This window comes from Chthoniobacter sp. (assembly GCF_040003245.1).
In the GTDB taxonomy this organism is placed as follows: Bacteria; Verrucomicrobiota; Verrucomicrobiia; order Chthoniobacterales; family Chthoniobacteraceae; genus Chthoniobacter.
On sequence record NZ_JBDUCX010000020.1, the window covers coordinates 16,423 to 41,457 of the forward strand.

Sequence of the window (25,035 nt, forward strand, 5' to 3'; positions counted from 1 at the left end):
TTTTTTGCAAGATCGACCTCGGGAATCACGTATTCCCGTGGTGATTCGCGTGCGAAAACTCTCGGTGGTCCTGACGTACCTGGCTGCTCACTGCTGGTGCCTTTCGGCCCGTGCGGAGGTGAAAGCCGATGAGGCGGTGGCTTGCGATCTCGCTTTCCGCCGGCCGGGCTTCTCTACGGTGGAGGATTTCGTGGATGCGGTGCAGTCGAGAGGCGCTCCATGGGACAATCTGCTCACGCCGAAAGTGGATCCGCAATTCGATAACCCCGATGACTTTCACGCAGCATTGACCGATCACGTGAAGGTCATTCATCGCGCGCGGAATTTCGCGATTGTCTTCGCCGATAACAAGCCTGGCCGGGTGTCGCCGTTTTGCGCAGTCGTCTTTCTGCTCGAGAGAAAGGAGCGTCGCTTTCATGTCGCCGATTTCATCCGTCGGTCGGCACGCTACCAGAGCTATTCGTACATTGGCGATCCGCAGCCGGTCAAACTGCGGCCCAGCGGGCTGTATCATTTCTACTTCACGGAGTATCTCGGGGGACGGAAATGGGGATTTGATTCTGAGGAATTCTACGTCGTGAGCGGGGGGCGATTTCACCGCACTCTGGTGTTGAAGAATGTCGGCGCTTACCTCAGCCCTGCCGATCCATACCGGGAGTTCACGCAAGATGTGCAGGTGAGTGTCCGTCAAGGCCGTCCGCGCATTGCGATTCATAGAATTTGGACGGAGGAGGGAAAAGAAGACCGGGAACAATCAATCGCCACTGTGTGCACGTGGAATTCGCAATCCCTGAGATTTATCGGTCCAAAAGTTCGTGGCTTCTCCCTGAAGGAACCGGAGGTTTGGTCCGGCAAAGGGTTGCCGAAGCCCCCGGCCAACTAGCGGCGGCGGGTGACAAACAGCGCTGCCTCTGCTCCAATCGGCTCCCTGATGAAGAACCTGCTCATTTGCCTTCTCATCGTGCTCGCCGGTGTGGCCCACGGCGCCCCCGAATGGCAGCCGGCTCGCACTTTTGTCTTCTGCGCCAGCATCACGAAGTGGCCCGAAAAGGCCGGGCTCATCTCCTTTCCTGGCACGCGCTACGACGAAGTTTTCATCCAGCAGCTCAAGACAGCGGGCGTCCCGGCGGAAAATATCGTCTTCCTCCAGGATAGCGCCGCGACGCATGCGGCCATGAGCAGCTCGTTGGCCGCCCTCGCCACCCGGTGCGCGCCGGGCGATACGCTCATTTTCTGCTTCCAGGGCCATGGCGGCCGCAAGCTCCTTTACTGCTACGATTACGATTCCGCGCGCCCGGACGAGACCGTTTTTCACATGGATGAGATCTTCCCCATCCTCAACAAAGTGTGGAAAGGGAACCGCCTCTTTCTGATCGGCGATTGCTGCTGTTCCGGCTCGTTGCACAGCGTGTTGCGGCAGTTTGAGCAGAAGCGCCCGGACGTGCGTGTGGCCACGCTGGCCTCGGTCGCGGCGTCGAATTCTTCCACTGGCAACTGGACGTTCACCGAGGGCCTCATCCGGTCGTTTGCCGGGGACCCGATCATCGACCGCAACCACGACGGCCAGCTCACGATGGACGAGATCGAGCGCTTCCTGCACGACCAGATGAAATACAAGGAAGACCAGCTCGCCGCCCTTGCGCTCTCGGCCAGTTTTGAAAAGGACTTCATTTTGCGCTCGGTAGCCAGGGGCTCCGCGACGCGCGAGATTCGCGGGTCGCACCAGATCGGCGAGGTGCTGGACGCGCGCGACAGCGAGGGCAAATGGTACCCGTCCGAAATCCTCGATGCGAAACCGGACGGCAGTTCCTACCACGTGCATTACGTGGGCTGGGACGACAAATGGAACGAGTGGGTGGATGCGACGCGCCTGCGGCCCATCGTGAAAGGGAAGCTCAATGTCGGCCAGCACTACGAGGTGCAATGGCAGAAGCAGTGGTATCCGGCGACCATCACCAAGACGGTCGAGGATTACTTCTACTTCGTGCACTACGAAGGCTATGAAGGCGAAGACGACGAATGGATTACCGCCGGGCGTGCCCGTCTGCCGAAACAGAAAAACAGCAAGCAAGCCCCCGAATTCGCCGCTGCTGAACCGCACGCTCCCGCTGTCGGTGAAGCCGTGGCCGCCCGCTGGCACACCGATTGGTATCGCGGCCGCATTGCCGGCCTGGTCAATGGCACCTTCGCCGTGCGTTACGACGACGACACCAATGGCAAACTGAGCGGCGATGAAGTGATCGCCGTCTCGAAGCCGGCGGAGCTGCATGTCGGCGACCGCGTGCTCGCCGTGTGGGGTGACCACGCGCAGATGTATCCCGGCCGGGTGCAAGGGGTGGGCCCCCAGAAAGCCACCGTCCGCTGGGAGGATGGCAGCCCGCCGAGCAAAGTGCCGCTCGATAGCCTCGCCCGCATTCGGCGCTGAAGATTCGAGTCGCCAATGTCGTCGCGGATTTTCCGCTTGACTTTCGGCGACTGGGGTGCTATATTACCCACCAGAAATGAGAGGAGGCGTGAATGGATGAATTTTGTGCGGGGCGGCATCGATGGAGATGAGGTTCTTTGAAATGGAAGAATGGTCAATTAATGCAAAATAGTTGCATCAACGGACTTGGATGGGCCTCGGAGTCGGCTGTCCAACTGCCTTGACTGGCCTATGGATGGCCCAGAGAAGTCTGAGGCCGGTCAAGCCTGGTCAAGGCCAGTAAAGGCTAATCGAGGTCAGTTTTTTTTTAAACCGGGGGTCTCGATCCACGCCGTACAGGTCGGCATAATGCCATTCCATGGCATTTAGTCCTCTTGGTGAGTCGCCGAATGTGGAAGTGGTCCAGTGCTCGCGCTGGTGGGGAGCATAGGTGCATCGTCTTTCAAGGCGACTCCGCTGAGGCCGAGGGTTCGGGCCTGGGTCAGCAGATAGTGGAGTTTGTGCGCGGCTTCGGCCGCTGTGAGGCCGCCGGGGCGGATGTTGGAGATGCAGTTGCGGTCGGCGTCAGTCATGCCGATCGCCGGGGCATGGGTGAAATACGCGCCGAGGCTGTCGGCCGAGCCGAGCCCGGGGCGCTCGCCGAGCAGCATCAGGCTGATCTTCGCCCGGAAGATCTCGCCGATCTCATCCTGCAGGCCGACACGCCCGTGGCGGGCGACGACGAGCGGGGCCAGCACCCATCCGCTCGCGTGCAGCAGCGGAAGCAGCGCCGCAAGGAGGGGGGCACTTTGGGTCGTCGCGGCGAGCGTGGACAGCCCGTCGGAGATGATGATCACGAGATCGCAGCGTGCGCCGCGGGCCGCGTGCTCCACCAGATCGGCCCGCGAGGCATGACCCAGGCGGCGGCCGAGATCGGGCCGCTGGAGAAACTCGGCGCGGTCCCGCGCGGCGCTTTCCGCGACCAGCACCGGCTGGCCGAGAGTGCGCAGGTCCTCGCCCAACTCATCGGGATCGAAATGAGAAAGCACGGCGTCGCGGGCGCGGGCATGGGCGAGTCGGAAGTCGAGCTGCGCGCGGGTCGGCACGCTGCCCCCGCTGCGCCCGAGGGCGATGCGCGCGGCGGTGATGCCGCGCAACTCTTCCCAGGGATCGGGCGTGAGGCTCAGGTCACCCATGGCGCAATTGCGGGGCGACGAGTGAGTGCTTGGCGGTCGCGGGTTGCAGCCGGAGTCCTTCGCGCGCGATCTCCATTTTCTCCAGCCACGCCGCAAATTCTGGCGCGGGTTTCAGGCCGAGCACCTGCCGCAGATAGTGGCTGTCGTGGAAGCTGGTCGACTGGTAGTTGAGCATGATGTCGTCGGCGCCGGGGACGCCCATGATGTAGTTGCAACCGGCCACGCCGAGCAGGGTGAGCAGCGTATCCATGTCATCCTGGTCGGCCTCGGCGTGGTTGGTGTAGCACACGTCGCAGCCCATCGGCAGGCCGAGGAGCTTGCCGCAGAAGTGGTCCTCCAGCCCGGCGCGGATGATCTGCTTGCCGTCGTAGAGATACTCGGGACCGATGAAGCCGACGACGGTGTTGACGAGCAGCGGCGAGAATTCGCGCGCGACGGCGTAGGCGCGGGCTTCGAGCGTTTGCTGGTCGATGCCATGATGGGCATTGGCGGAAAGGCACGAGCCCTGGCCGGTTTCGAAATACATCACGTTGTCGCCGACCGTGCCGCGCTGTAGCGCGAGGGCGGCTTCGTGCGCTTCCTTCAAGAGCGCGAGGTCGATGCCGAAGCTCGTATTGGCCGCCTGGGAGCCGGCGATGGATTGAAAGACGAGATCGACTGGTTCACCCGCCTCCATGCAGCGCAAAGCGGTGGTGACGTGGGCGAGCACGCACGATTGCGTAGGGATTTCATACTCCTGGATGAGCTGGTCGATGAGACGCAGGAGGGTGCCGTAGGCGGCGGGGGAGTCAGTCGCGGGATTGATGCCGATGACGGCATCGCCACAGCCGTACATCAGCCCGTCGAGGATCGAAGCGGCGATGCCGCGCGGGTCGTCGGTCGGATGATTGGGCTGCAAGCGCACCGCGAGCGTGCCGGGCAGGCCGAGGGTGTTGCGGAAGCGAGTGACGACCCTCGCCTTGCTGGCCACGAGGATGAGGTCCTGATTGCCCATCAGCTTGCTCACCGCGGCGACCATCTCGGGGGTGAGCCCGGGCGCGAGCGCGGTGAGCGTCGGTGTATCTGTCTCGTAACGGAGCAGCCAGTTGCGAAATTCCCCGACGCTCAAGCCCGCGACCGGCGCGAAAGCCGCGCGATCGTGCCGGTCGCAGATGAGCCGTGTGACTTCGTCTTCCTCGTAGGGAATGAGCGGCTCCTCGAGAAAGTCGGCGAGTCCCACCTCGGCCAGGCACATCTGCGCGGCCACGCGCTCCTCGGCGCTCGCCGCGGCAACTCCGGCGAGTTGATCGCCAGAGCGCAGCGGGGTGGCTTTGGCGAGGAGCGTCTTGAGGTCGCGGAACGCGTGAGTGGTGGCGCCGAGCGTGAGCCGATAGGTCATCGGCTTGGAAGCTTACGCAGGTTCGCCGGCGAGGCCAGCCGTAGTCGCCGGCGTGGCCACCTTGTCCGGCACGAGCATGGGCGGACCGGCGAACTTCCTTTTCACGCCGAGATGCCAGGAGACGAAGAGCAGGACGGCGGTGATGGCGGTGACGGGTAGCGCCTTGTCATTCGGCGGCTGGATGCCGGCGTAGATCAGCGCGACCACACCAAGGATTGCGATGACGCCGATTCCTTTGTAGAGCGCCGGGCCGAGGTCGAACGGCCCCATCTTCGTCCACGATTTTCCGTAGGCGAAGATGCCCACGATCGTCGGCATGACGTAGGAAATGTAGAGCATGATGACGCAAGCCACGGTGAGGGTAGTGTAGGCCGGGGCGTAGAGCGTGCAGGCCACGGCGGCGGCGGAGCCGATCCAGATGGCGGCGACGGGCACGCTGAATTTGGGCGAGACCACTTTCATCAGCGCCGGCAGGCCGCCGTCGCGAGCGAACGCGTAAGTCATGCGCGAGGTGGAAGTGACGCAGGCCAGGCCGCAGAGGTAGTTCGCGATGACGATGCCGATCTCCAGCGGGATTTTCAGCCCGCCGGGGATGACGTTGTCCATCAGCCAGAAGAAGACGTTGCCGCCTTGCTTGGCGCCGTCGGCGACGCTGGGCAGCGCGATGATGAACGAGGCCACCATGATGAAGCCGAAGATGCCTGAGAGATAGACCGAGCGCAGGATGCCCTTGGGCACGTTGGTCGCGGCGTTCACCGTTTCCTCCGAGGTATGCGCCGAGGCGTCGAAGCCGGTGATCGTGTAGATCGGCCAGAGGAGGGCGAGCAGCAGCATAAAGCCGCCGTTTTCACTCGCGGGCCACACGCCGCCCCCCCGCATCGCCGCTCACGTTGGCGAAGCTAAAGAGGCGGCCGAAATCGTGCGACTTGGCGAAGATCAGCATGCACAGCGTGAGGATGATCGAAACCGCGAAGATGAGGTAGCCGCTCAGGTCGGTGAGCATCGTGGTCACCTTGATGCCGAGATGATTGAAGAGCGCGTGCGTGCCGGTGATGAGGATGACGCCGATGGCCTGATGGACCAGCGTGAGCTTCGCCGGATCGATACCGAAGAGCGGCAGGATCAGGTTGATGAAGAGCGTGTAAACGCCCACGTTCACCGCCGCGGTGACGAAGATGAGGCCAAGCAGATTGAACCACGCCGTAGCCCAGCCCCAGCCCTTGCCGCCGAGGATGGAGGACCAATGGTACAGCCCGCCCGCCGTCGGATAAGCGCTGGCCACCTGCGCCATGCAGAGCGCCACGAGCAGCGCAAAGACGACGCCGATGGGCCACGCGATGCCCGCCGCCGCGCCACCGATGGCGCTGGTGCCGAGTTGGAGCGACGTGATGCCGCCGGCGAGGATGCAGATGATCGAGAAGGAGATCGCGAAGTTGGAAAAAGCGCTCATGCGTCGCTTCAACTCCTGCGCGTATCCCATGCTCTCGAGTAGTTTCACGTCGGCAGAGATGTCGACGTCCGGTGCGATGTTTTTCCCTGTAGTCATATTCCCTGTAATGTTGCGCTGCCGTGACAGCATAGGGGGTGCCTCCGCGAAGGCTGATTTTATGCGGGTCGGGAAGGTGTTGGCGGGGGCGGCTTTGCATTTTCGGCCCGCCTGGCAAAGGTCGGTACGCGGCGGTCGCGAGCTGCGTAAGAAGCGCCGTCGTGGTGAAAATGCAGCAGCGCTTTCCCTCGCGCGCCGGTGCCTCTACATTGCGCACCCATGAACGACACCATCGCCGCCATCTCGACGCCTTTTGGCGAAGGTGCCATCGCCGTGCTGCGGCTCAGCGGGCCGCGGGCGGTCGAGATTGCGGGCGGCGTCTTTCGCGGAAAGCGCCCCGTCGCCAATCTTGCCCCGCGCACCCAGTATTTGGGTGCCGTGCTGGATGGGGAACGCAAGCTGGACGATGTGCTGCTCACGGTCTTTCGCGCGCCGCACAGCTACACGGGTGAGGAGGTGATTGAGATCGCCTGCCACGGCGGCGTGCTCGTGACCCGGCGGATTCTCGAGGTGCTGTTGCAACACGGCGCGCGCTCCGCCGAGCCGGGTGAATTTACGCAGCGCGCGTATCTCAATCACAAGATGGATCTCACCCAGGCGGAGGCGGTGATGGATTTGATCAGCGCGCAGACGGACCTGGCCCTGCGCGCGGCGAGCGAACAACTCGCCGGCCGGCTCGGCGAGCGCATCCGCGCCTTGCGCGAAGCGCTCATCGAACTGCTCGCGCACGTCGAGGCCTACATCGACTTTCCCGATGAAGACATCGACCCGGCGACGGGTGAAGCCTTGCTGGCGAAGCTCGATGCCGCGCGCAGCGAGATCGCGGCGCTGCTGGCCACGGCCGACCGCGGCAAAGTCCTGCGCGAAGGCGTGCGCACCGTCATCTACGGCGCGCCGAACGTGGGCAAGTCGTCGCTGCTCAACCTGCTGCTCGGCCACGAGCGCGCTATCGTGAGTGCGCGCCCCGGCACCACGCGCGACGTGATCGAGGAGACGATCAACCTGCGCGGGTTGCCGATCCGTCTCATCGACACGGCCGGAGTGCGCGAGAGCGATGACGAGATCGAACGCGAAGGCATGAAACGCACCCGGCAGGAACTCGCGCGCGCGGATCTCGCCTTGCACATCTTCGATGCCAGCCAGCCGCCGCCGCTCGAATTGGCCGGTGATGTGACCCTCGCAGTCTTGAACAAGACGGACCTCGGCGAACATCCCGGCTGGCGGGCCATCGAAGCGGTGCGGATCTCCTGCTTGAAAGGCGAGGGGATCGAAGCGCTCGCGGAAGCCATCGTGTCCCGGATCGCTGGCGGTGCGACGGCGCACCGCGACTGGTCCCTGGCCATCAATGCGCGCCATGCGGATTGCCTGCGTCGCGCCGGCGGCCTCGCTGCGGCGGCCCGTGACGTGATGACCGACGGGCTCTCACCGGAATTCGTTGCCGAGGAATTGCGGGGCGCTCTCGAGGCGGTGGGCGAAGTTGTCGGCAAAGCGGATAGTGAGGAAGTTCTCGGCAAAATCTTCAGCACGTTCTGTATTGGTAAATAGCTACCAGGCCCCATCCGGCTGTTTTTGCATGAATCTCTACAAAGAAATCGTCCGCCCCTTCCTCTTCCTAGCCGACCCCGAGGCAGTGCACCATTTCGCCATGGATTCGCTCGCACTCTTCGGCCCGTTGCTGCACCGATTCGCCCCCGTATCCGATCCGCGACTGGCGCGCAGCGTGTTCGGTTTGCGCTTTCCCAATCCTGTCGGGCTCGCGGCAGGCTTTGACAAGAATGGCGTCGCCTTGCCGGCCTGGCAGGGCCTCGGCTTCGGCTTTGCGGAGATCGGCACGATCACCGCGCGGGCCCAGCCGGGAAATCCCAAGCCGCGCATTTTCCGGGTGCCGGAATCCCGCGCGCTCATCAATCGCCTCGGTTTCAACAACGACGGCTGCGACGCGGTGGCCGCGCGTTTGCAGCGCCTGCGCGAGACTACGCAGTGGCCGTCGATCCCCGTGGGCATCAATCTCGGCAAATCGAAAGTCACCCCGCTTACGGAAGCGACCGCGGATTATCTGCTGTCATTCGAGCGCCTCCAGCACTTCGGCGACTATTTCGTGCTCAACGTCTCCTCTCCCAATACGCCCGGATTGCGCAATCTGCAGGATGGCCCGGCGCTCGATGAATTGCTCGGCCACATCCAGCGTCGCAACACCGCGGGCAAGCCGGTGGTATTGAAAATCGCGCCGGATCTCGAATGGGCGGCCATCGAGGAAATCCTCGCGCTGACTGAAGAACACAAGCTCGCGGGGATCATCGCGACCAACACCACGATCGATCATTCCAGCGTCGCCGCGGAGCACCGGACCCAGGGAGGCTTGAGCGGCGCCCCGCTGCGCGCTCGCGCGACCGAGGTCGTGCGTTTCATCGCCCAACGGAGCAAAGCGCCGGTCATCGCCGTGGGCGGAATCATGAGCGCCGACGATGCGCTGGAGAAATTCGACGCCGGCGCCGCGCTCGTCCAACTCTACACCGGCTACATTTACGAAGGCCCCGGGCTGATCGGGAAGATTTGCCGGGCGCTGCTACAGCGGGGGTGACGGCGCAAATTGGATGTTGGACGTTGGGTGTTGGATATTGGATGTTGGCTCCGCTATGCCCGCTGCCACGCTCGAAGATGCCTTGATCGACAAAGTCCTCGCCGGGGAGCGCGTCACGCCTGATGACGCGCGCGCCCTTTACCGCCTGCCATTGGTTGAACTGGGTGAACTGGCGAACCGCCGCCGCAATCTCGCCAAGCAGGACGCCTTCGACGGGCGCGGCAACGACATCGTCACCTACATCATCGACCGCAACATCAACTACACGAACGTCTGCAACGTGTATTGCAAGTTCTGCGCGTTTTACCGCACCGAGAAGGACGACGACCACTACGTGCTCTCCCACGAGCAGCTCGACCAAAAGCTCGATGAGCTTTCCGCCATCGGCGGCGTGCAAATCCTCCTGCAGGGCGGCCATCATCCCAAGCTCGATCTCGATTGGTACCTGGCGATGCTCCATCACATCCGGGAAAAGTATCCGCACATCAATATCCACGGGTTTTCTCCCCCGGAATTCAATCACTTCGCCGAGGTCTTCCAGATGCCGCTGCGCGAGGTGATCGCGAAATTCAAGGAAGCCGGCCTGGGCTCGATTCCCGGCGGCGGTGGGGAAATTCTCGTCGACCGCGTGCGCAATCGCATCGCCCCGCTCAAGTGTGACAGCGACCACTGGCTGAAAGTCATGGAGATCGCCCATGAGCTCGGCCTCAATTCCAGCGCCACGATGATGTTCGGCCACGTCGAAACGCTCGATGACCGCATCGAACACCTTGAGCGGCTGCGCGTGCAGCAGGACGCGACCGGTGGTTTCACCGCCTTCATCTGCTGGACCTTCCAACCGGAGCACACCAAGCTGCGCGCGGAGCCCGTGGGCAGCGGCGAATACCTGCGCATGCAGGCCCTTTCCCGCATCTATCTGGACAATATCGAGAACCTGCAAAGTTCGTGGGTGACGCAGGGCCCAAAGATCGGCCAGGTGGCCCTGAAGTATGGCGCCAACGACTTCGGATCGGTCATGATGGAGGAAAATGTGGTCAGTTCCGCCGGCACCAGTTTCCGGCTGGCTAAAGAGGAAATTGAGGTATTGATCCGCGATGCCGGCTACGAAGCGAGGCGCCGAAATAACTGGTATCAATTGTGGGATTAGCACAGTTTATACCACGCGGCCTTTGATGGCCCCCAAGTGATCTCAGGACGGTGGAAAAAAGGCTGCTTGACGCCTCCCATCCCGACCCCTCATATACGCGAGCTTTCCGCTGGGAGTGTGCTCCCGGCTGGCGATTTGCAGCAGCCCATCCATTCATGAATTTTCGCAATCTTTTCCCGGTCCTTGTCGCAATTGGCGCCCTGACCGCGGACCCCTTGGCCATTTCGCTTCACGCGCAGAGTCCTGCCCCCGCAGGCGCGCCCGCGCCCGCCGGGCCGATCGTGCGCTCCATCGAGGTGCAATATGCCGGGGCCAGCTCGGTGAGTAAGGAGAAGCTGCTGGCCAACATGCGCACGCGAGTCGGCAAGCCGTATTCCGAGCAGGCCGTCGAGGAAGATATCCGCAACCTCTACAAGACCGGCAACATTTCCAATGTCCGTATCTTCGGCGAGCCGGTCACCGATGGCGTGAAGGTCATCGTCGTTGTCCAGTCCAAGGCCAAAATCACTGAGGTGCACCTCAATGGCATCACCCGGCTCAAGGAAAGCCGCATCCGCAAGGAGATCGCCGCCAAGCCCGGCGACACCCTCGACGAATCCAGCCTCGAGCAGGATCGCCAGAAGATCATCAAATACTACAACGACAAGGGCTTCTCCGAAATCGACGTCAAGTACAACACAGAGATGAACGACGCCGCCGGCACCGCCATCGTCACCTTTTCGGTTAACGAAGGGGGCAAGCTGGTCATCCACGATGTCAAGTTCGAGGGAAACACTGTCTTCAAGAGCGGCGATCTGCTCAAGGTCATCAAGACCCGCCCGAAAAGCATCAAATACATTTTCTCCGGCGGCGGAAAACTGAACACCGACACGCTCGATACCGACGTCGGGGCGCTCAAGGATAAGTATCTCGAACAGGGCTACATGGACGTGAGCATCGCCGCGCCGCGCATCGACCGCCAGGAAGAAAAGGCCGACATCACTTTTGTCATCCACGAAGGTCCGCAATATCACGTAGGCAAAGTCAATTACGTTGGGGCGAAGGTGTTTACGATTGAGGAAGTCACCAAAACCGCGAAAATCAAGCCGGGCAATATCTACTCGCCGCAAGCCGTCCGCGCCGACGTCAAGTACATCCAGGACCTTTACGGGACACGTGGCTACATCGATTTCCAAGCCGGAGCGGCCACCACGCCGGGTCCAGGCAATACCATCGATGTGACTTTCAACCTCGAGGAAGGCGTGCAGAGCTACCTCGAGCACATCAACATCACCGGCAACAGCCGCACCAAGGACAAGGTCATCCGCCGCGAGTTCCCGCTGGACCCGGGCGACATCTTCAACACCGTCCGCGTCGACGCGGCCAAGCAGCGGTTGATGAACACCAAGTTTTTCTCCAAAGTGGAGACCTACCCAGCCGATACGCTGGTTCCGGGCCGGAAGGACCTGAACGTCATCGTCGAGGAGCAACGCACCGGTTCTTTCAACTTCGGCGCCGGCTTCAGCTCGATCGACAAATTGCTCGGCTTTGCCGAAATCACGCAGGGCAACTTCGACGTTACCCGCTGGCCCTACTTCACGGGCGGCGGCCAGAAATTCCGCATCCGTGCGCAGTACGGCACCGAGCGCAAGGACTTCATCCTCTCGCTCACCGAGCCCTACTTCATGGACCGGGAGATTGCCGTGGGTGGCGACGTGTTCTATCGCGAGGCGTCATTTACCTCGAACGTCTACAACGAACGCCACTACGGCTTCGACCTGACCGCGCGGAAACGTCTGACGCAATTCCTCACCGGTCGCGCGGAATATCGCCTGGAGGACATCGGTATCTTCCAGGTTGATAATAGCGCTTCCGACACCATCAAGGCCCAGGAGGGCAGCCTCCTGAAGAGCCAGGTTTCCGTCGGCCTCACGTACGATACCCGGGATTCCCTGTTCCTCACCCGCAAGGGCGAGCGCGTCGATCTTACTGCTTATGTCGCGGGCGGATTTCTCGGTGGCCAGGAAAATATATATGGCTTCGACCTCGAGGGATCCAAATACTTCTCGCTGCCTTGGGACGGCATCCTGACCATCAACGGCGAAATCGCCACGGTGAGCAATTGGGCGGGTGGTGACCAGGTTCCGATCTGGGACCGGGAGTATCTCGGCGGCGCCAACAACCTGCGCGGCTTCAAGTTCCGCGATGTCGGTCCGAAGGACGAAAACGGCGAAGCCATTGGCGGCAATACCCTCGCCCGTATCACGGTCGAATACACCTTCCCGATTGTCGAGAAGGTCCGCGGCGCGATCTTTTACGATGCCGGCTTCGTCAATTCGGGCACCTACGACTTCGGCGGCGGCAATGTGAACAGCGACTTCGGCATCGGCGTGCGCCTTGATCTACCCATCGGCCCCGTGCGCATCGACTACGGCTTCCCATTGCAGAAGGACAATTTCTCCAGCGGCAGCGGTCAGTTCAACTTCAATATCGGCTATCAATTTTGAACGAATCAGGCCCGGCTGGGTCTGTTTCTCCTCCGCTTTCCCGCACTCACTATCTCCCAATCTGATGAAAAAATACCTCGTTATTCCAGTTCTCGTTCTCGCGGCGGTTTTTGCCACGGGCACGGCCTCCGCCCAGACCACCAAGTTCGGCACTGTCGACATGAAGCGTGTCTTTGACTCCTACTACAAGACCAAGGACGCGGAGTCCAAGATCAACGAAGCCCGCAACACGGCCAAGAAGGAACTCGAAGACCGGATGGACATCGCGAAGAAGGCCCTCGAGGACGTGAAGAAACTCGACGAAGACATCCAGAAGCCGGAGTTGAGCAAGGAAGCCAAGGAGCAGAAAGCCAAGATTCGCAGCGACAAGGCCGCCGACCTGCAGAACATGGATCGTGAAATCCGCGAATTTCAGGCCTCCCGCGAAAAGCAGCTTCAAGAACAGTCTGTGCGCATGCGTGCCGGCATCGTCGATGACATCAACAAGGTGGTGACCGATAAGGTGAAGGCCGAGAATTTCGATTTCGTATTCGATAAGTCCGGCCCTAGCCTCAATGGCGTGCCGATCGTCCTTTTTGCCCGCGATAGTTACGACTTCACCGATACGGTGATCACCACGCTCAATAAGAATCGCACCACTTCGGATGCGCCCCCCGCGGCCACGCCGGTCACGCCTGCCGGCAAGCCCAAGAAGCCCGGCAACTAACGTTTGACCGTGGAATTCACGGTCCAGGAAGTCGCTGCGCTCGTCGGCGGACGACTGGCCTCCGACACAGGTTCGACGACCAAAATCCGCGGAGTTGCGGCCGTCGCGGATGCCGAATCCGGGGAGATTACGTTCTTCGGCAACGCGAAATATCTTCCGCAGCTGAAAGCCTCGCGGGCCACTGCGGCGTTGGTCCCCCTGGACTTTGCCGAGGCGATTCCCGCGCTCGCCATCCTGGTGGAAAATCCGTCGCTGGCTTTTGCCCGCTTGATGGAGAAGTTTGCCCCGGCGTCCATCCGTTACTCGCCGGGCGTGCATCCCACGGCAGTGTTAGGACGCAATGTCGTGCTGGGTGAAAACGTTTCCATTCAGCCGTTTGTGGTTATCGAGGATGGCGTGGAGATCGGCGCCAATACCATCGTCGGCGCGCATGGCTATATTGGCCATGAAGCGCACATTGGCCAAAACTGCCACTTCGCCGCGCGGGTCACCATTGGGGCACGTTGCGAGGTAGGTAACCGGGTTATTATCCACAGCGGCGCCGTCTTAGGCAGCGATGGCTTTGGCTTCGAGCCCGTCGGCGGCAAACATATCAAGATTGCCCAGACGGGGATCGTGCAGGTGGACGACGACGTGGAAATCGGCGCCAATACGACCATCGACCGGGCGCGTTTTGGACGCACTTGGATCCAGCAGGGCACCAAGATCGACAATCTTGTGCAAATCGCTCACAATGTGGTGGTTGGGAAGCATTGCATCCTTGTTTCCCAAACGGGAGTCTCGGGCAGCACCCGGTTGGGCAATTATGTGACTCTCGCCGGGCAGGTCGGGATCGTCGGGCACGTGGAGATTGGCGATCAGGTTATCGTCGCGGCCAAGAGTGGAGTGAGTAAAAGTGTCGCACCTAAAGAGGTGTTCTTCGGCTATCCCGCCACGCCGATCAAGGAACAGAAGGAGCAATTGGCCTGTATTGCCCGCCTGCCGAGGCTCTATGCCAGAGTCAAGAAGCTGGAGCAAGTTTCGGACTCGCAGGGGAAATCTTCGCCACCGGCAAGCTAATCCTTGTTGGTCCCATGGGCCGCCCGTAGCCTGCGCGCGTTACTTAACACGACCGCCCAATGGCTACGCGCAAGCGCAAAGTCTTAACTCCAAAACTGCCCATGCAACGGCAGTTTTCCTTCGCCGAAAAAGGCCGCTTTTTCGACCTCCGGGAAGTCTTCGATAAAATCAACGCGAAGTACTTCCGCAACCGGCTCCGCGATTACACCATCGTCTGGGGCCGCAAGCGCAAGCAACGCCCCAAGACTTACATGGTCTTCGGCACCATCCAGGAGGAAGATAGGATGATCCGCATTCATCCCTTGCTCGATCGCTCCTTCGTTCCTACCTGGTTTCTGGAATATGTCGTCTATCACGAGATGTTACACGCCATGGTGCCGGACCAGTACGATGACAGTGGCCGGCGTCTCGTGCACCACGATAAGTTCCTCGCGAAGGAACGCCGCTTCCACTGGTTCCGCCGCGCCAAGAATTGGGAGCAGGAAAACCTCGCCCGTTTTTTACAGTAAGAGGTTGGCCTCTTGCTCCGCTCGAAGTTGGTAACTTAGAAAAGCTCCCTTTGCGCCGGAGGTGGCGGTGGTGGGGGATCGAGCGGGGGAATTCTGACCATGGTGCCGTCAGGCTGAAGATAGCCGAAAAGAGCGGAGCGATGATGTCGGAAATGCGCTTCTTGTGCGGGCGTTACCGCCGTGGTGACCATTTTGGCCAGGCGGTAGCTTTTGCCAGGTTCGGGTGCGAGGACGAAGAAGAGTCGGGCATTCGGTGGAGCATCGCCCCAGATCATTTCGTGATTGTCATTCGCCTTGCTGGCGACGGCGGTGATGATCTCGCTTTGCGCGATTTGGTGTCCCGCTTTGGACAACCATTTCTCGTCGAGCGTTTCGTCTTGGGCAGAACCGGCCCAGATTTCTTCGACGGCGGTTCCGTCCGGGAGAGTGAGGCGGACGGGCGCGCTGGCTTTCCATATTTTGCCGTCGAGAGTGCGGAAGAGATTGGGCATGAGGAAAACGTATCATGGTTGGGAAGAGGATTCCTTTTGGTCGCGGGCGGCGGTGCACGCTATCTGGCTATCGACATCGGTTCGCTTCCCGTTACTGTCTCAGCAATATGATGTTTCCCCGTTACTCCTCCGCTCGACATTCGATGAAAGGCCTTCTGGTCGCAGTGGCGCTCCTCTCCGCCTGCGAACTGTCGGGCTTGGCCGATGTGCCCAAGAGCGTGCTGCCCGCATTCGGCAACGATGGAACCGAATTCACGGTCAAGGCAAAGGACGGGCATACCGTGCAGGGCTGGTTGCCGAAGGACTGGATCGACAACACCGATTGGGCGGCGGTCAATGCCACCTACACCAAGCTCACCGACTCTCCGGACAAGGACGCCGGAGCAGTGCGGATCAAAATCGAGAAGGTGGATGAGGGGCAGCTTCAGATGACGACTTACCAGGGACTGCAGAAGTTCAAGAAAGGGGTGAAGTATGTGGTGACCGGTTGGGTGCGCAGTCCGGGCTCGCTCAGCATCACCGTCGGCGCGCGGCAGAAAATGGAGCCATACGAGTTTTATTTTGAGAAGGAATTGGCGGCCGGTGCGGCCTGGAAGCCGTTCGAGTTCACCTTCACGCCGGCGATGGAACTCGACGCGTTCCTGATGTTTGTGGTGAAGGACACGGGGGCCGTCGACCTGGCCGGTGTGGCCGTGGAAGAGAAGCCGTAGGGGCACGTCACGAGCGATCGCATGGCCTTCATGCTTTCCGTTCACGTGGCCAGCACCTGGATGCTCGTGGGGCTCATCTGGACCATCCAGATTGTGGCCTATCCGCAGTTTCGGCGCGTGGGTGGGGCGGAATTCATCCAGTATCATTTCGCCCACTGCTGGCGCATCGGCCTGTTGATTGCCCCGCTGCTCGCCGTCGAGACCGCGTCTGCCGCCGTCCTCTTCAATCTGGGCCATCGGGAGCGGTCCTTTCTGATCAGCGTGGGCCTGATCTTCTTGAATTGGCTCTGCACGGTGTTCGTTCAAGCTCCCATGCACGTGAAGTTGATGAAGGGCTTCGACGCCGCTGTTATCCGCCGCCTCATCCTTTCCAACTGGCTGCGCACCCTCTTCTGGACGGCGCGCGGCGTACTGGTCAGTGGTCTCGTGGCGATCTGACGCGTTCTTTTCCCGAAAAAAGTCGTCCCTGCCTGTCCTCCACGGACTTTCCCGTTCGTCATAGTTTTGAAGCGACTCTCCGGCGATGTGCCGGGCGTTCGATCCATCAACCAGAAATCATGACCATGAAATCCACGACCGCTGCACCGAAAGCCCCCGCCAAAAAGGCGGCTCCTGCCAAATCCATTCCCGAGGGAATGCACTCCCTTACGCCGCACCTCGTCTGCGCCGGCGCGGCGAAGGCGATCGAGTTTTATAAGAAAGCCTTCGGCGCCACCGAACTCGTGAAACTGGCCGCGCCCAACGGGATGCTCATGCATGGCAGCGTCCAGATCGGCGATTCGCGCCTGATGTTGGTCGATGAAAACGAAGGATGCGGCATGCTGAGCCCGAAATCGCTCAAGGGTTCGCCGATCACGATTCATCTGCAGGTCGTGGACGCGGACGCCGCTTTTGCCCAGGCGGTGAAGGCCGGAGCGACGGTCAAGATGCCGCTGAGTGACATGTTCTGGGGCGATCGCTATGGAGTGGTGGAAGATCCGTTCGGCCACCACTGGTCGATCGCCCATCGCCTGGTGGACCTCTCGCCGGCGGAGTTGCACGCCGCCGCGGCGCAGGCAATGTGTCAGCAACCTTAATCAGAAATCATCAAACATATTGAACTATGAGTACTGATCGCGATACGCCTCCCCACGTCGATGGCTACCTGCTCCTTTTCCGCGGCAACCCGTGGGATAATGTGGGTCATTCCACCGAGGAACTGCAACAAATCATGGACCGCGTGACCGCGTGGTTCGACAAACTCCAGCAGGAGGGCAAATTCGTGAGCGGCAGTCCGCTCATGGATCGTGCGACGACGGTTACCGGCGACGGCGGGCGAAGTGTGGTCGACGGACCGTTCGCCGAGGCCAAGGAAGCCATCGGCGGCTTCGTCTTGCTGAACGTGAACTCCATGGAGGAAGCCGTGGCCGTGGCGCGGTCGAATCCCATGCTGAAACACGGCCTGATCACCGAGGTACGGGAGGTCGCGAGCGATTGCCCGCACTTCTATCGCGTGCGGCAGAAGCTGGCTCTCGCCGCCGCAGGGTAGCGGATGCCCGGTTCCGGGCGGGCCGGACTCGTGCGGAGATGCGTTGTGGTGCTGGATCGATCCCGAGGCGACTTGTGCTCGCCAACGGCAAGCGACAGGTGAACCATCGTTCCCGAATCCCCACCCCTCCATTTTTATGCGCCTCCTCGCCCCTTTGCTCCTCGTTACCTCTGCTGCCTTCGCTGTCGATCTTCCGCCCGTTCCTGCCGAGCCGATTGCGAAGAAAAAGGAGCTCTTCTTCTCCGATGATTTCAGTGGACCGGAATTGGGCAAGGCGTGGCTACAGGTGGTGCCTCTTCACTCTCGAGAACGGCGCGATGAAGGGCACGCAGATGCGCTGGGATGCGCCGGCGGCGGATGGCAAGCCGGCGGTGGTGGGGCACCAGGCGGTCGTCGGCAACGACGTGCCGACCAAGGACAGTGTGATCGCATTCAAGTTCAAGTTTGCGGGCGCGACGGCGATGTCCGCCGAGTTTGATTACCGCAAGTTTACCGGCTCCCATTACGGCCACATCTGCATGGTGCGCTTTACGCCCAAGGGAGTGATTTTGACCGATCAGAAGGAAGGTTCGATGCGCAATGACATCTACGAGATGAAAGACCCCTCGAAGAAGGAAGAGCGTGCCAAGCTCCTCGTGGGACGCAGTGTCACTTATCCGGTGGTGATCGAATCCGACAAGTGGCATGACGCCGTGGTGGAAACCGTGGGCGATACCATGCGGGCGGCGCTCGACGGCCAGCCCGTGGGCTTCCTGAAATCGCCCGGCATTGCGCATGAGACGAAGTCGCGAGTGGAGTTCGGCTGCGCCGGCAAGGACGGCTTCTTCGACGACATCAAGATCTGAAACGCCGAACCTGCGAAGCCGTAGTCGCGCCGCCCTTCCGCCAGGCAGATCTCTGCGAATTGTCAGGGGTCAGTTGTTATTCTTCTGGTCGCGCACGCGGTCGGCTTGGTCTTTCAGCGCCTCCGCCTTGGCCGCGCCTTCTTTTTTGGCTACTTCTGCGTCGGCCTCAGCACCCTTTTTGGTCGCGGCGGCGGCGGCGTCCAATTTGGTGGCTTGGGCGTCGAGTTCGGCTTTGCGGGCCTGCTCCTGTTTGGAGTCACAGGCGGCGAGGGTGAGAGCGGTGAGGGTAACAAGCGTGAGGAGTTTCATAACGCAGATAGATCGCTACTTGTCGGCCGATAGGATGGCTGAAAGTCGCGCCGCTGTGCGATATACGCTCAGTGCTTCAATATCTTCCAGGTAGTCGGGCCTCAGGCCTTCTTCACGAAGCAAGCCTTCAGTCCGATGGCGCTGCCATCGATCTTGCAGGAGATCTCGTGATCGCCGTCTACCAGCCGAATGCTTTTCGCCTTCGTTCCGCCTTTGATGACTTGTGACGAACCCTTCAGCTTCAAATCCTTGATCAAGGTCACGGCGTCGCCATCCGTGAGCAGGGTGCCGAAGGCGTCCTTGACGACTCGTGGTCCGGCCGCTTCGTCTGCCTGGGCCTCGTGAGGCCACTCGTGGCCGCAGGTCACGCATTCCCAGTGGTCGGGGTGATCCAAGACATCGGTCATTTCGCACATGGGGCAGGCGGGAATACTCATCAGAGAAGCACGCTAGCACCGCTGTGGGCTGGGTTTCAACTGGCATCGCTCATGAAGTCGAACTCGGGCATGGGGTTGCCGGTCTCAAGCAGGGTCTTGAGATTGTTCAAGATCACCGGCCAGCCGCGCCGGCCGCCTTCCAGCATCTGGTCGTCGAGCTCGATCTGGTGGGCTTCCGTCATAGTCAGGCGCACGACTTGGCCGAGGTCATCGATCTGGTAGGTGACGAGGCACTCGGGCAGCTTGCGCATTTCTTCGATCCACATCACGCGCCAGGTCACGGAGAGCTTTCGCGGTGGATCGCACTCCATCACCTTGCCTTCCACGTCGAGTTTGCCGTCGGGTTGCCAAAAGCGAAATGCCCCGTCGGGCTTCAGTTCGATTGCAATGCGGCGGCCGAAGAAGAACTGTTTGGTGAAATCACCAGTGGTGAGGGCTTGCCAGACTTTCTCCGGCGTGGTGGCGATATAGGTAACATAGACCGTCTTGGGTTTGAAATGATCGAGGTTCATGGCGTCGCGGTTACCATTTGAATTCAATAGCGCGGCCGGTCTCGAGCAACGACTTCAAGCTGCTCAGGATGTCGGGCCAGCCGCTGGATATCATCGGGAAAATCCTGCTGTCCGCTGGGAATTCCTCGTGGGTCACAGTCAGTCTTACCACGGGGCCTCGCTCCGCTGCCCGACCGGTGAACTCTTCGATCTCGAAGGTGACGCGGGAGGCCGGTTCGGCGCGCAGCTCTTCCATGTGCAGTGGCTTGAACGTGTAGGAAAGGAGTCGCGGCGGCTCCGATTTCAAGACGGTGTCATCGTGGACGATCTTGCCCTGCCAGCGAAAGACGACCCGCGAGCCGACCTGCCAGTCGGACTCCACGCTGGTGCCGCCCCAGTACTGGACGGTGAACTTGGGGTCGGTGAGGGCGGCCCAGAGTTTCTCCGGCGTCGTAGCGATGAGGGTGCGATAAACGAATTTGGGTTTGGTATTCATTAGTGACTAGCATTTGTAGTTGAAGGGGAGCGGTGCGCCGGTTTCGAGGAGGGTCTTGAGGCTGCTGAGGATGGCCTGCCAGCCGTTGCTGATTTCGAAGATCAGCTTACTATCGGGCTCGAATCCGTCGTGAACGATGGTGAGCTTGGTGACACCGAAGGCGGTGGTGATCTCGAAGGTCACGCGCGTGGCTTTCTCGTCGGGGACGCGGTCGCCCGCGGCGGTGAGAAAGGTATAGGAGAGCAGTCGCGGCGGCTCGGCTTGCAGGACTTCGCCGCGCAGCTCGACTGCGCCGTCGGCCTTGAGGTGTTTGATGGAGGCGCCGACGGTCCAATCGGACTGGACGCGGCGCCCGCCCCAATACTGCTGGGTGAAATCCGGATTAGTGAGCGCGTCCCACAGCTTTTCCGGGGTTGTGTTGATGTGGGTGACGTAGACGAACTTTGGTTTTTCCATGCGGTTCAGGAGTTGGGGTTTCGAGGTGCTTCTTCAAATCGCTCAAGGCTTGCAGACGATGGCGCTCGTACTTGCTGATCCAGCGCTCGTAGATTTCGTGGATGGGGACAGGGTTGAGGTAGTGCAGCTTTTCGCGGCCGTGCCAGACGACCGCGATGAGGTTGGCTCGCTCCAGCAGGTTCAGGTGCTTGGTCACAGCCTGGCGGGTCATGTCGAGGTGTTCGCACAAAGCGGCCAGCGTTTGCCCGCTGCTCTCGTGGAGCAAGTCGAGCAGTTTGCGGCGGCTGGCATCGGCCAGGGCTTTGAATGCTTCGTCCATGACGCGGACAAGATAGGCAACCAAATGGTTGCCTGTCAAACGGGTTTATTTTTCCGGGTTGGCTTCGTGCGGAAATCGTGGACGCTCCGCCCATGACCCCCTGCCGCAATTTGCTCGTGACCTGCGCCACCATTTACGTCGCCCTCGGCTTGATCGCCGTGGCCCAGGAGGCCGCCGCCACGCCTGACCCAAAGGTGATGGGCTCGGCGGTATTCGACTGGACGCAACTCGCCGTGCACAAGTCGCCCAAGGGCGAATCGCGCAAAGTTTGTCAGTCGCCCACGGCCACGCTGGACGAACTCGAGATTCACATCACGACGCTCAATCCCGGCGAGCAGGCCCATCCTCCGCACCAGCATCCCGACGAGGAATTGCTCATCATCAAGGAAGGCACGGTCGAAGCGCTGGTGAATGGCGAGTGGAAGCGGATTGGCCCCGGGTCTGTCGTCTTCCAAGCGTCGAACCAACTGCATGCCATTCGCAACGTGGGCGAGATCCCGGCGACGTATCACGTCGTCAAGTGGAACTCGCCGGGCATGCTGAAGAAGAAAACCAACTAGGAATATTGTCATGAATGTTGAACGACTCAAATATGTCATCTGGGCTGCGGACATGAAACGCGCGGTGCATTTCTACGCGACGGTCTTCGGCGGCTCGGTGCTGAAGCAGAACGACATCATCAGCGAGGTGGCGATCGCCGGGGGCGTCATCGGCATTCACGGTGGTGGCGAAGGCAAGCGCACCTGGACTGGGATGAGCTTTCAAGTGCCCGATGTCATCGCCGGTGCGCAGGAGATCGTCGCGGCCGGCGGGCAACTCGTCCGCGAACCGCAACCGGAAGATGATGAGCCGCCGCACCTGGCCATGTGCGTGGACAGCGAGGGCAACGAAATCATGCTCACGCGGAAGCGCTCCTAAAGGATCGCGTTCACACCACGGTCAACGGTCCATCGAATACCGTCAGGCTGATGACTTCGCTCCTGGCGATGTGCGGCCCGTGTGGCACGCCCTTCGGGGCGTGGAAGAGCGTGCCCGGCGTGTAGATAACGTCGCCTTCCTCCCAGCCGCCGGAGAGAACCCACGCCCATTCATTAGCCTCGGGATGCGTGTGGGCGGGCACGGTCGTTCCTTCATGAAATTTCCGCAGGACGACTACGCCGCCGGTGGCTTCGTTTTTGTGCAGGATCTTCAGCTCGACGCCGGCATACGGCCCCGGCTGCCACGGTTTGTCTTCGGCGAGGGCGACGTAGGGAAACATAAGGTAATGTTACTTCGTTGCGATGACGGCACTCGCGGCGGTCGGCAGGAGAGGACGAAAGGCGAAGCCCTGGAAGCCTGCGTCCTTCAGCATCGCGCTGTACTCGGCGAAAGTGTAAACGTCTCCCTCGGCCGTGCTGCTGAGCATCACGAGGCCGAAGCCCGCGGAGGCTGGCGGGGACACGCGATCTTCATTCGGCACGAAATCCACGATCACCACGCGTCCCCCCGGACGGAGCGCAGCCTGCACGCGGCGGAGAAAACGCGTGCAGTCGGCGGGATTGAAATGGTGCAGGAAATTCGGGACGAGCACGACATCGTAGTCGTGACCCAGGTCGACGGCGAAGGCGTCGCCGGCGATCTTGCTGAACCGTTCCGCGATCCCGACGGCGCGGGCATTTTCCTCGGTGATGGCCAGCACCGGTTCCCAATCCAGGGCGACGAGATGGGCGCGCGGATTCTTCTGCGCGAAGGCGAGACCGTAGGCGCCGTGGCTGGCGGAGATATCGAGGACCTTGGTCTTGCGGTGGGCATCGAGAGGCACGAGTTCGGCAATGCCGCGCGCCGGGCCGACCATCATCGGTCCCATGGTGCGGGCGAAATCGAGCCACATGGGATGGTCGGGCGTCGTCGACGTGAGGGCGGGAGCGCCGCGGCGAATGGTCGGAGCGAGATCGTGAAAGGCCTCGACGAGCTGGGGCGCGAGAAGGAAATCGGCGGATCGGCCTAGATACGCGGGCGAGTGACGATCGAGGAAGAGGCTCGAGTCCTGAGTCAGCGCGTAATGCGAGCCATCCTTGGCCAGAAAACCGAGAATCGTGAGGTAGTCGCAGAGAATGCGAATGCCGCGCTCCGGGCACTCGCAGCGGGTGGCGATTTCCGCCGAGGTGGAGGGGCGGCTGCCGATGGCGCTGAAGAGGCCGAGATCAATCGCCGCCTTGAGTGCGGCGGTTTTTTGAAAAGCGTTGATCGTGTCGAAATACAGTTGCGGTGAGGGCGTGGCAGGGGACTGGGACATGAGGCGAAAACGGTAGCGATGAAGTGTGACGATGCCAGTGGTTCTTACTGCGGCTGGGCCAGCGCCGCCCGCGGCAGCTTGCTGAAGACGATCTCGGAAGTGCCAAACTTGGGGATTAAGCGCCGGCGGCCGGTGGTGTAGGTGACGTAGATCTCTCCCTTGTAGAGTTGCAGGAACGGAGTGTTCACCGCGTTTGGGTCGATGATGGAAAAGGCGCGGGTGTAAGTGGTGCAAGTGGGATCGATCCGCACGACGTCGCACTTGTTGCGGGTCACGGTGTAAGGGAACATGTGCACCGTGGGAGCGGTGAACATGGCCACGAGCCCGAGTGGTGCACCGCAATCGCAGATCGCGGGGCGGCCGATGCCGAAAGTCCATTTCGTGACGGGGGCATCGAAATGATAGAGATCGGATTTGGCCGCCTTGCTGAGCACATAGCCGGTCGTGTCCACATTGGAGCGGAGGTGGAGGTAGATGTGGTTCGAGTCCTGCGTGAGCGCCGGCTCGGCCAGGATCTGGAACGCGCTGGGCAGAAGTCGCGGATCGGGCGCGCCGAGCAACTCCCACGTCGCACCCTGGTCGGCACTGCGCATGAGCACATTCGTCAGGAGCCGGGTGCGGCCATCCTGCGAATTCTTGATCTGGATGGTGCTGTAGAGTTGGCCGTCGAACGGCAGGAAATCGCCCGCGGTGCTGAGGCCGCTCGAGAACTGCGCCCCCACGCCAGCCCCGAAGAGGAAATCGAGATGCCGCTGGATGGCATCCGGAGTGAGATCGAGCATGACTTCCGGTTGCTTGGCGATGGTGCAGCGCGCCGCATGCAGGCCGGAGAGCGCGCCGGTGGAGATGGTATAGTCTTTGAAAAAAACGCGGAAAGCGGGTCCCGGATCGGCGGCAAAACGCGAGGTGAAAAAGATACGCAGCGTGTCGTCGTCGAGGCGATGGAGCATCGGCGCGGAGACGAACTTCCCGCCGATGGTCAGCCCGTTCGACGTATCACCCGCCGCGGAGATATCCACCCACCTCGCTGTCGCGGTGGGATTTGCGATCTCGAAGATGGCGAGGCGCGCAATCTGCCCGCTCTTGTTCTCCTCGGGTGTCGTTTCGTTGCACTGATAAACCGCGTAACCGATGCCCTTCACGATGCGCAGCGAGGATTGATGCGCGTACTGCTCGGTCGCGGGTTTGCTCACGATCTGCGCCTGCTCGACGAAGGCTTTTGAGAGCGCGCTGTCGTCCGCCGGGACGGCCGGTGTTTCGCCACGGACGCCGTGGACGGTTATCCCCAGCAACAGCAACGCGAGCAGCAGTCCCAGACGAAGTGCGGAGGAGCGATCGGGGAGAGGCATGACTGATAGTGATCGCTCGAGCCGCGCGGGAAAATACTCCCGTGAGAAAATTTCGAGGCTTGAGAAGGCTTGATTTACCTTGATTTGGCTTGAGTTACCTTCATGCGCCGCCGACGGACCCGCCGGATTCTTCGGAGTTTTCCGGCGCGCTCACGGCCTCCTGTTGCTCTTCGCTGATTGGTTCGGGCGTTTCCTCCGTGGCGGTTTCGGTCGGCGTCTGCTCGGCCGGGGGCGTCGGCTTCCGGGGGCGTTTGGCCCGGGGGACTTTCACCGGACGCGGGGGCAGGTCCGGGACGCCGATCTGGCGGAGGACTTCG

30 protein-coding genes and 1 pseudogene are annotated in these 25,035 nt (G+C 61.3%); 16 read left to right on the top strand and 15 right to left on the bottom strand.

Annotated elements, in window-relative coordinates:
* Nucleotides 1-40: 40 nt before the first annotated feature.
* Nucleotides 41-883 (top strand): hypothetical protein, encoded by an 843-nt coding sequence (locus ABJF10_RS04260; RefSeq protein WP_348543280.1) that lies wholly within the window; start codon nt 41-43, stop codon nt 881-883.
* A 48-nt stretch (nt 884-931) separates the two neighbouring features.
* Nucleotides 932-2,425, top strand: a complete 1,494-nt coding sequence (locus ABJF10_RS04265) for a Tudor-knot domain-containing protein (protein WP_348543281.1) — start codon at nt 932-934, stop codon at nt 2,423-2,425.
* Nucleotides 2,426-2,790: 365 nt separating this feature from the next.
* On the opposite strand, the gene eutC is transcribed toward ABJF10_RS04265, so the two are convergent.
* From eutC to ABJF10_RS04285, 4 genes are read right to left on the bottom strand one after another with little or no spacing between them, the layout of a single operon-like run.
* Entirely contained in the window at nt 2,791-3,600 is an 810-nt protein-coding gene (eutC, locus tag ABJF10_RS04270; RefSeq protein WP_348543282.1) for an ethanolamine ammonia-lyase subunit EutC, read from the bottom strand.
* Entirely contained in the window at nt 3,593-4,978 is a 1,386-nt protein-coding gene (locus ABJF10_RS04275; RefSeq protein ID WP_348543283.1) for an ethanolamine ammonia-lyase subunit EutB, read from the bottom strand. The genes eutC and ABJF10_RS04275 overlap by 8 nt, the downstream gene beginning before the upstream one ends.
* A 12-nt stretch (nt 4,979-4,990) precedes the next feature.
* Nucleotides 4,991-5,812: an amino acid permease gene (locus tag ABJF10_RS04280; RefSeq protein ID WP_348543284.1), complete on the bottom strand. Its 822-nt coding sequence runs from the start codon at nt 5,810-5,812 to the stop codon at nt 4,991-4,993.
* A 13-nt stretch (nt 5,813-5,825) separates the two neighbouring features.
* Nucleotides 5,826-6,524, bottom strand: a complete 699-nt coding sequence (locus ABJF10_RS04285) for an amino acid permease (protein ID WP_348543285.1) — start codon at nt 6,522-6,524, stop codon at nt 5,826-5,828.
* A gap of 219 nt (nt 6,525-6,743) precedes the next feature.
* On the opposite strand from ABJF10_RS04285, the gene mnmE reads away from it, so the two are divergent.
* The 7 genes from mnmE to ABJF10_RS04320 all read left to right on the top strand — a co-directional run bounded on the left by mnmE (nt 6,744) and on the right by ABJF10_RS04320 (nt 15,012).
* Nucleotides 6,744-8,069 (top strand): tRNA uridine-5-carboxymethylaminomethyl(34) synthesis GTPase MnmE, encoded by a 1,326-nt coding sequence (mnmE, locus tag ABJF10_RS04290; RefSeq protein ID WP_348543286.1) that lies wholly within the window; start codon nt 6,744-6,746, stop codon nt 8,067-8,069.
* Nucleotides 8,070-8,097: 28 nt separating this feature from the next.
* Complete coding sequence (locus ABJF10_RS04295; RefSeq protein WP_348543287.1) at nt 8,098-9,105, top strand: quinone-dependent dihydroorotate dehydrogenase; 1,008 nt, start codon at nt 8,098-8,100, stop codon at nt 9,103-9,105.
* Between the two features lie 55 nt (nt 9,106-9,160).
* Nucleotides 9,161-10,252, top strand: a complete 1,092-nt coding sequence (gene mqnC, locus ABJF10_RS04300) for a cyclic dehypoxanthinyl futalosine synthase (protein ID WP_348543288.1) — start codon at nt 9,161-9,163, stop codon at nt 10,250-10,252.
* 215 nt (nt 10,253-10,467) lie between these two features.
* Entirely contained in the window at nt 10,468-12,738 is a 2,271-nt protein-coding gene (bamA, locus tag ABJF10_RS04305) for an outer membrane protein assembly factor BamA (RefSeq protein WP_348543289.1), read from the top strand.
* Between the two features lie 64 nt (nt 12,739-12,802).
* Nucleotides 12,803-13,444, top strand: a complete 642-nt coding sequence (locus tag ABJF10_RS04310) for an OmpH family outer membrane protein (RefSeq protein WP_348543290.1) — start codon at nt 12,803-12,805, stop codon at nt 13,442-13,444.
* Between the two features lie 9 nt (nt 13,445-13,453).
* Nucleotides 13,454-14,503: a UDP-3-O-(3-hydroxymyristoyl)glucosamine N-acyltransferase gene (gene lpxD / locus ABJF10_RS04315; protein ID WP_348543291.1), complete on the top strand. Its 1,050-nt coding sequence runs from the start codon at nt 13,454-13,456 to the stop codon at nt 14,501-14,503.
* A 101-nt stretch (nt 14,504-14,604) separates the two neighbouring features.
* A complete protein-coding gene (locus ABJF10_RS04320) occupies nt 14,605-15,012 on the top strand; it encodes a hypothetical protein (RefSeq protein WP_348543292.1) in 408 nt (135 codons plus the stop codon).
* Between the two features lie 35 nt (nt 15,013-15,047).
* Here ABJF10_RS04320 and ABJF10_RS04325 read toward each other — a convergent pair whose 3' ends face one another.
* Nucleotides 15,048-15,503: a hypothetical protein gene (locus ABJF10_RS04325; protein ID WP_348543293.1), complete on the bottom strand. Its 456-nt coding sequence runs from the start codon at nt 15,501-15,503 to the stop codon at nt 15,048-15,050.
* 143 nt (nt 15,504-15,646) lie between these two features.
* Here ABJF10_RS04325 and ABJF10_RS04330 point away from each other — a divergent pair, with 143 nt between their 5' ends.
* The 5 genes from ABJF10_RS04330 (at nt 15,647) to ABJF10_RS04350 (ending at nt 18,586) form a co-directional block, all read left to right on the top strand.
* Nucleotides 15,647-16,213 carry a carbohydrate binding domain-containing protein gene (locus ABJF10_RS04330; RefSeq protein ID WP_348543294.1) on the top strand — a complete coding sequence of 189 codons (567 nt, stop codon included), beginning with the start codon at nt 15,647-15,649 and terminating at the stop codon, nt 16,211-16,213.
* Nucleotides 16,214-16,243: 30 nt separating this feature from the next.
* Nucleotides 16,244-16,651 carry a hypothetical protein gene (locus ABJF10_RS04335; RefSeq protein ID WP_348543295.1) on the top strand — a complete coding sequence of 136 codons (408 nt, stop codon included), beginning with the start codon at nt 16,244-16,246 and terminating at the stop codon, nt 16,649-16,651.
* 125 nt (nt 16,652-16,776) lie between these two features.
* Nucleotides 16,777-17,289, top strand: a complete 513-nt coding sequence (locus ABJF10_RS04340; RefSeq protein WP_348543296.1) for a VOC family protein — start codon at nt 16,777-16,779, stop codon at nt 17,287-17,289.
* A 26-nt stretch (nt 17,290-17,315) separates the two neighbouring features.
* Nucleotides 17,316-17,741 carry a YciI family protein gene (locus ABJF10_RS04345; protein WP_348543297.1) on the top strand — a complete coding sequence of 142 codons (426 nt, stop codon included), beginning with the start codon at nt 17,316-17,318 and terminating at the stop codon, nt 17,739-17,741.
* Between the two features lie 317 nt (nt 17,742-18,058).
* Nucleotides 18,059-18,586 (top strand): hypothetical protein, encoded by a 528-nt coding sequence (locus ABJF10_RS04350; RefSeq protein WP_348543298.1) that lies wholly within the window; start codon nt 18,059-18,061, stop codon nt 18,584-18,586.
* A 69-nt stretch (nt 18,587-18,655) separates the two neighbouring features.
* On the opposite strand, the gene ABJF10_RS04355 is transcribed toward ABJF10_RS04350, so the two are convergent.
* From ABJF10_RS04355 to ABJF10_RS04380, 6 genes are all read right to left on the bottom strand, one after another.
* Nucleotides 18,656-18,895: a hypothetical protein gene (locus ABJF10_RS04355; protein WP_348543299.1), complete on the bottom strand. Its 240-nt coding sequence runs from the start codon at nt 18,893-18,895 to the stop codon at nt 18,656-18,658.
* Nucleotides 18,896-18,996: 101 nt separating this feature from the next.
* The gene (locus ABJF10_RS04360; RefSeq protein ID WP_348543300.1) at nt 18,997-19,332 is read right to left on the bottom strand and encodes a zinc ribbon domain-containing protein YjdM; all 336 of its coding nucleotides are present in this window, start codon (nt 19,330-19,332) and stop codon (nt 18,997-18,999) included.
* Nucleotides 19,333-19,367: 35 nt separating this feature from the next.
* Entirely contained in the window at nt 19,368-19,844 is a 477-nt protein-coding gene (locus ABJF10_RS04365; RefSeq protein WP_348543301.1) for an SRPBCC family protein, read from the bottom strand.
* 10 nt (nt 19,845-19,854) lie between these two features.
* Complete coding sequence (locus ABJF10_RS04370; RefSeq protein WP_348543302.1) at nt 19,855-20,319, bottom strand: SRPBCC family protein; 465 nt, start codon at nt 20,317-20,319, stop codon at nt 19,855-19,857.
* Between the two features lie 6 nt (nt 20,320-20,325).
* Nucleotides 20,326-20,775, bottom strand: a complete 450-nt coding sequence (locus ABJF10_RS04375; RefSeq protein WP_348543303.1) for an SRPBCC family protein — start codon at nt 20,773-20,775, stop codon at nt 20,326-20,328.
* Entirely contained in the window at nt 20,702-21,094 is a 393-nt protein-coding gene (locus ABJF10_RS04380) for a helix-turn-helix domain-containing protein (protein ID WP_348543304.1), read from the bottom strand. The genes ABJF10_RS04375 and ABJF10_RS04380 overlap by 74 nt, the downstream gene beginning before the upstream one ends.
* Nucleotides 21,095-21,186: 92 nt before the next feature.
* Between ABJF10_RS04380 and ABJF10_RS04385 the strand changes: the two genes are divergently transcribed.
* Together ABJF10_RS04385 and ABJF10_RS04390 are read left to right on the top strand one after the other, a co-directional pair.
* Nucleotides 21,187-21,654 (top strand): cupin domain-containing protein, encoded by a 468-nt coding sequence (locus ABJF10_RS04385; RefSeq protein WP_348543305.1) that lies wholly within the window; start codon nt 21,187-21,189, stop codon nt 21,652-21,654.
* A gap of 10 nt (nt 21,655-21,664) precedes the next feature.
* On the top strand, nt 21,665-22,012 hold the full coding sequence (locus ABJF10_RS04390) for a VOC family protein (protein WP_348543306.1): 348 nt from the start codon (nt 21,665-21,667) through the stop codon (nt 22,010-22,012).
* A 10-nt stretch (nt 22,013-22,022) separates the two neighbouring features.
* Here the strand turns inward: ABJF10_RS04390 and ABJF10_RS04395 are convergent, their stop codons facing one another.
* The 4 genes and pseudogenes from ABJF10_RS04395 to ABJF10_RS04410 all read right to left on the bottom strand — a co-directional run.
* Nucleotides 22,023-22,352, bottom strand: coding sequence for a cupin domain-containing protein (locus tag ABJF10_RS04395; protein WP_348543307.1), 330 nt, complete (start codon nt 22,350-22,352; stop codon nt 22,023-22,025).
* 9 nt (nt 22,353-22,361) lie between these two features.
* Nucleotides 22,362-23,369, bottom strand: a complete 1,008-nt coding sequence (locus tag ABJF10_RS04400; protein WP_348543308.1) for a methyltransferase — start codon at nt 23,367-23,369, stop codon at nt 22,362-22,364.
* A 44-nt stretch (nt 23,370-23,413) separates the two neighbouring features.
* Nucleotides 23,414-24,718: a hypothetical protein gene (locus tag ABJF10_RS04405; protein WP_348543309.1), complete on the bottom strand. Its 1,305-nt coding sequence runs from the start codon at nt 24,716-24,718 to the stop codon at nt 23,414-23,416.
* Nucleotides 24,719-24,818: 100 nt separating this feature from the next.
* Nucleotides 24,819-25,035: pseudogene (locus tag ABJF10_RS04410) on the bottom strand (hypothetical protein); the annotation flags it as partial.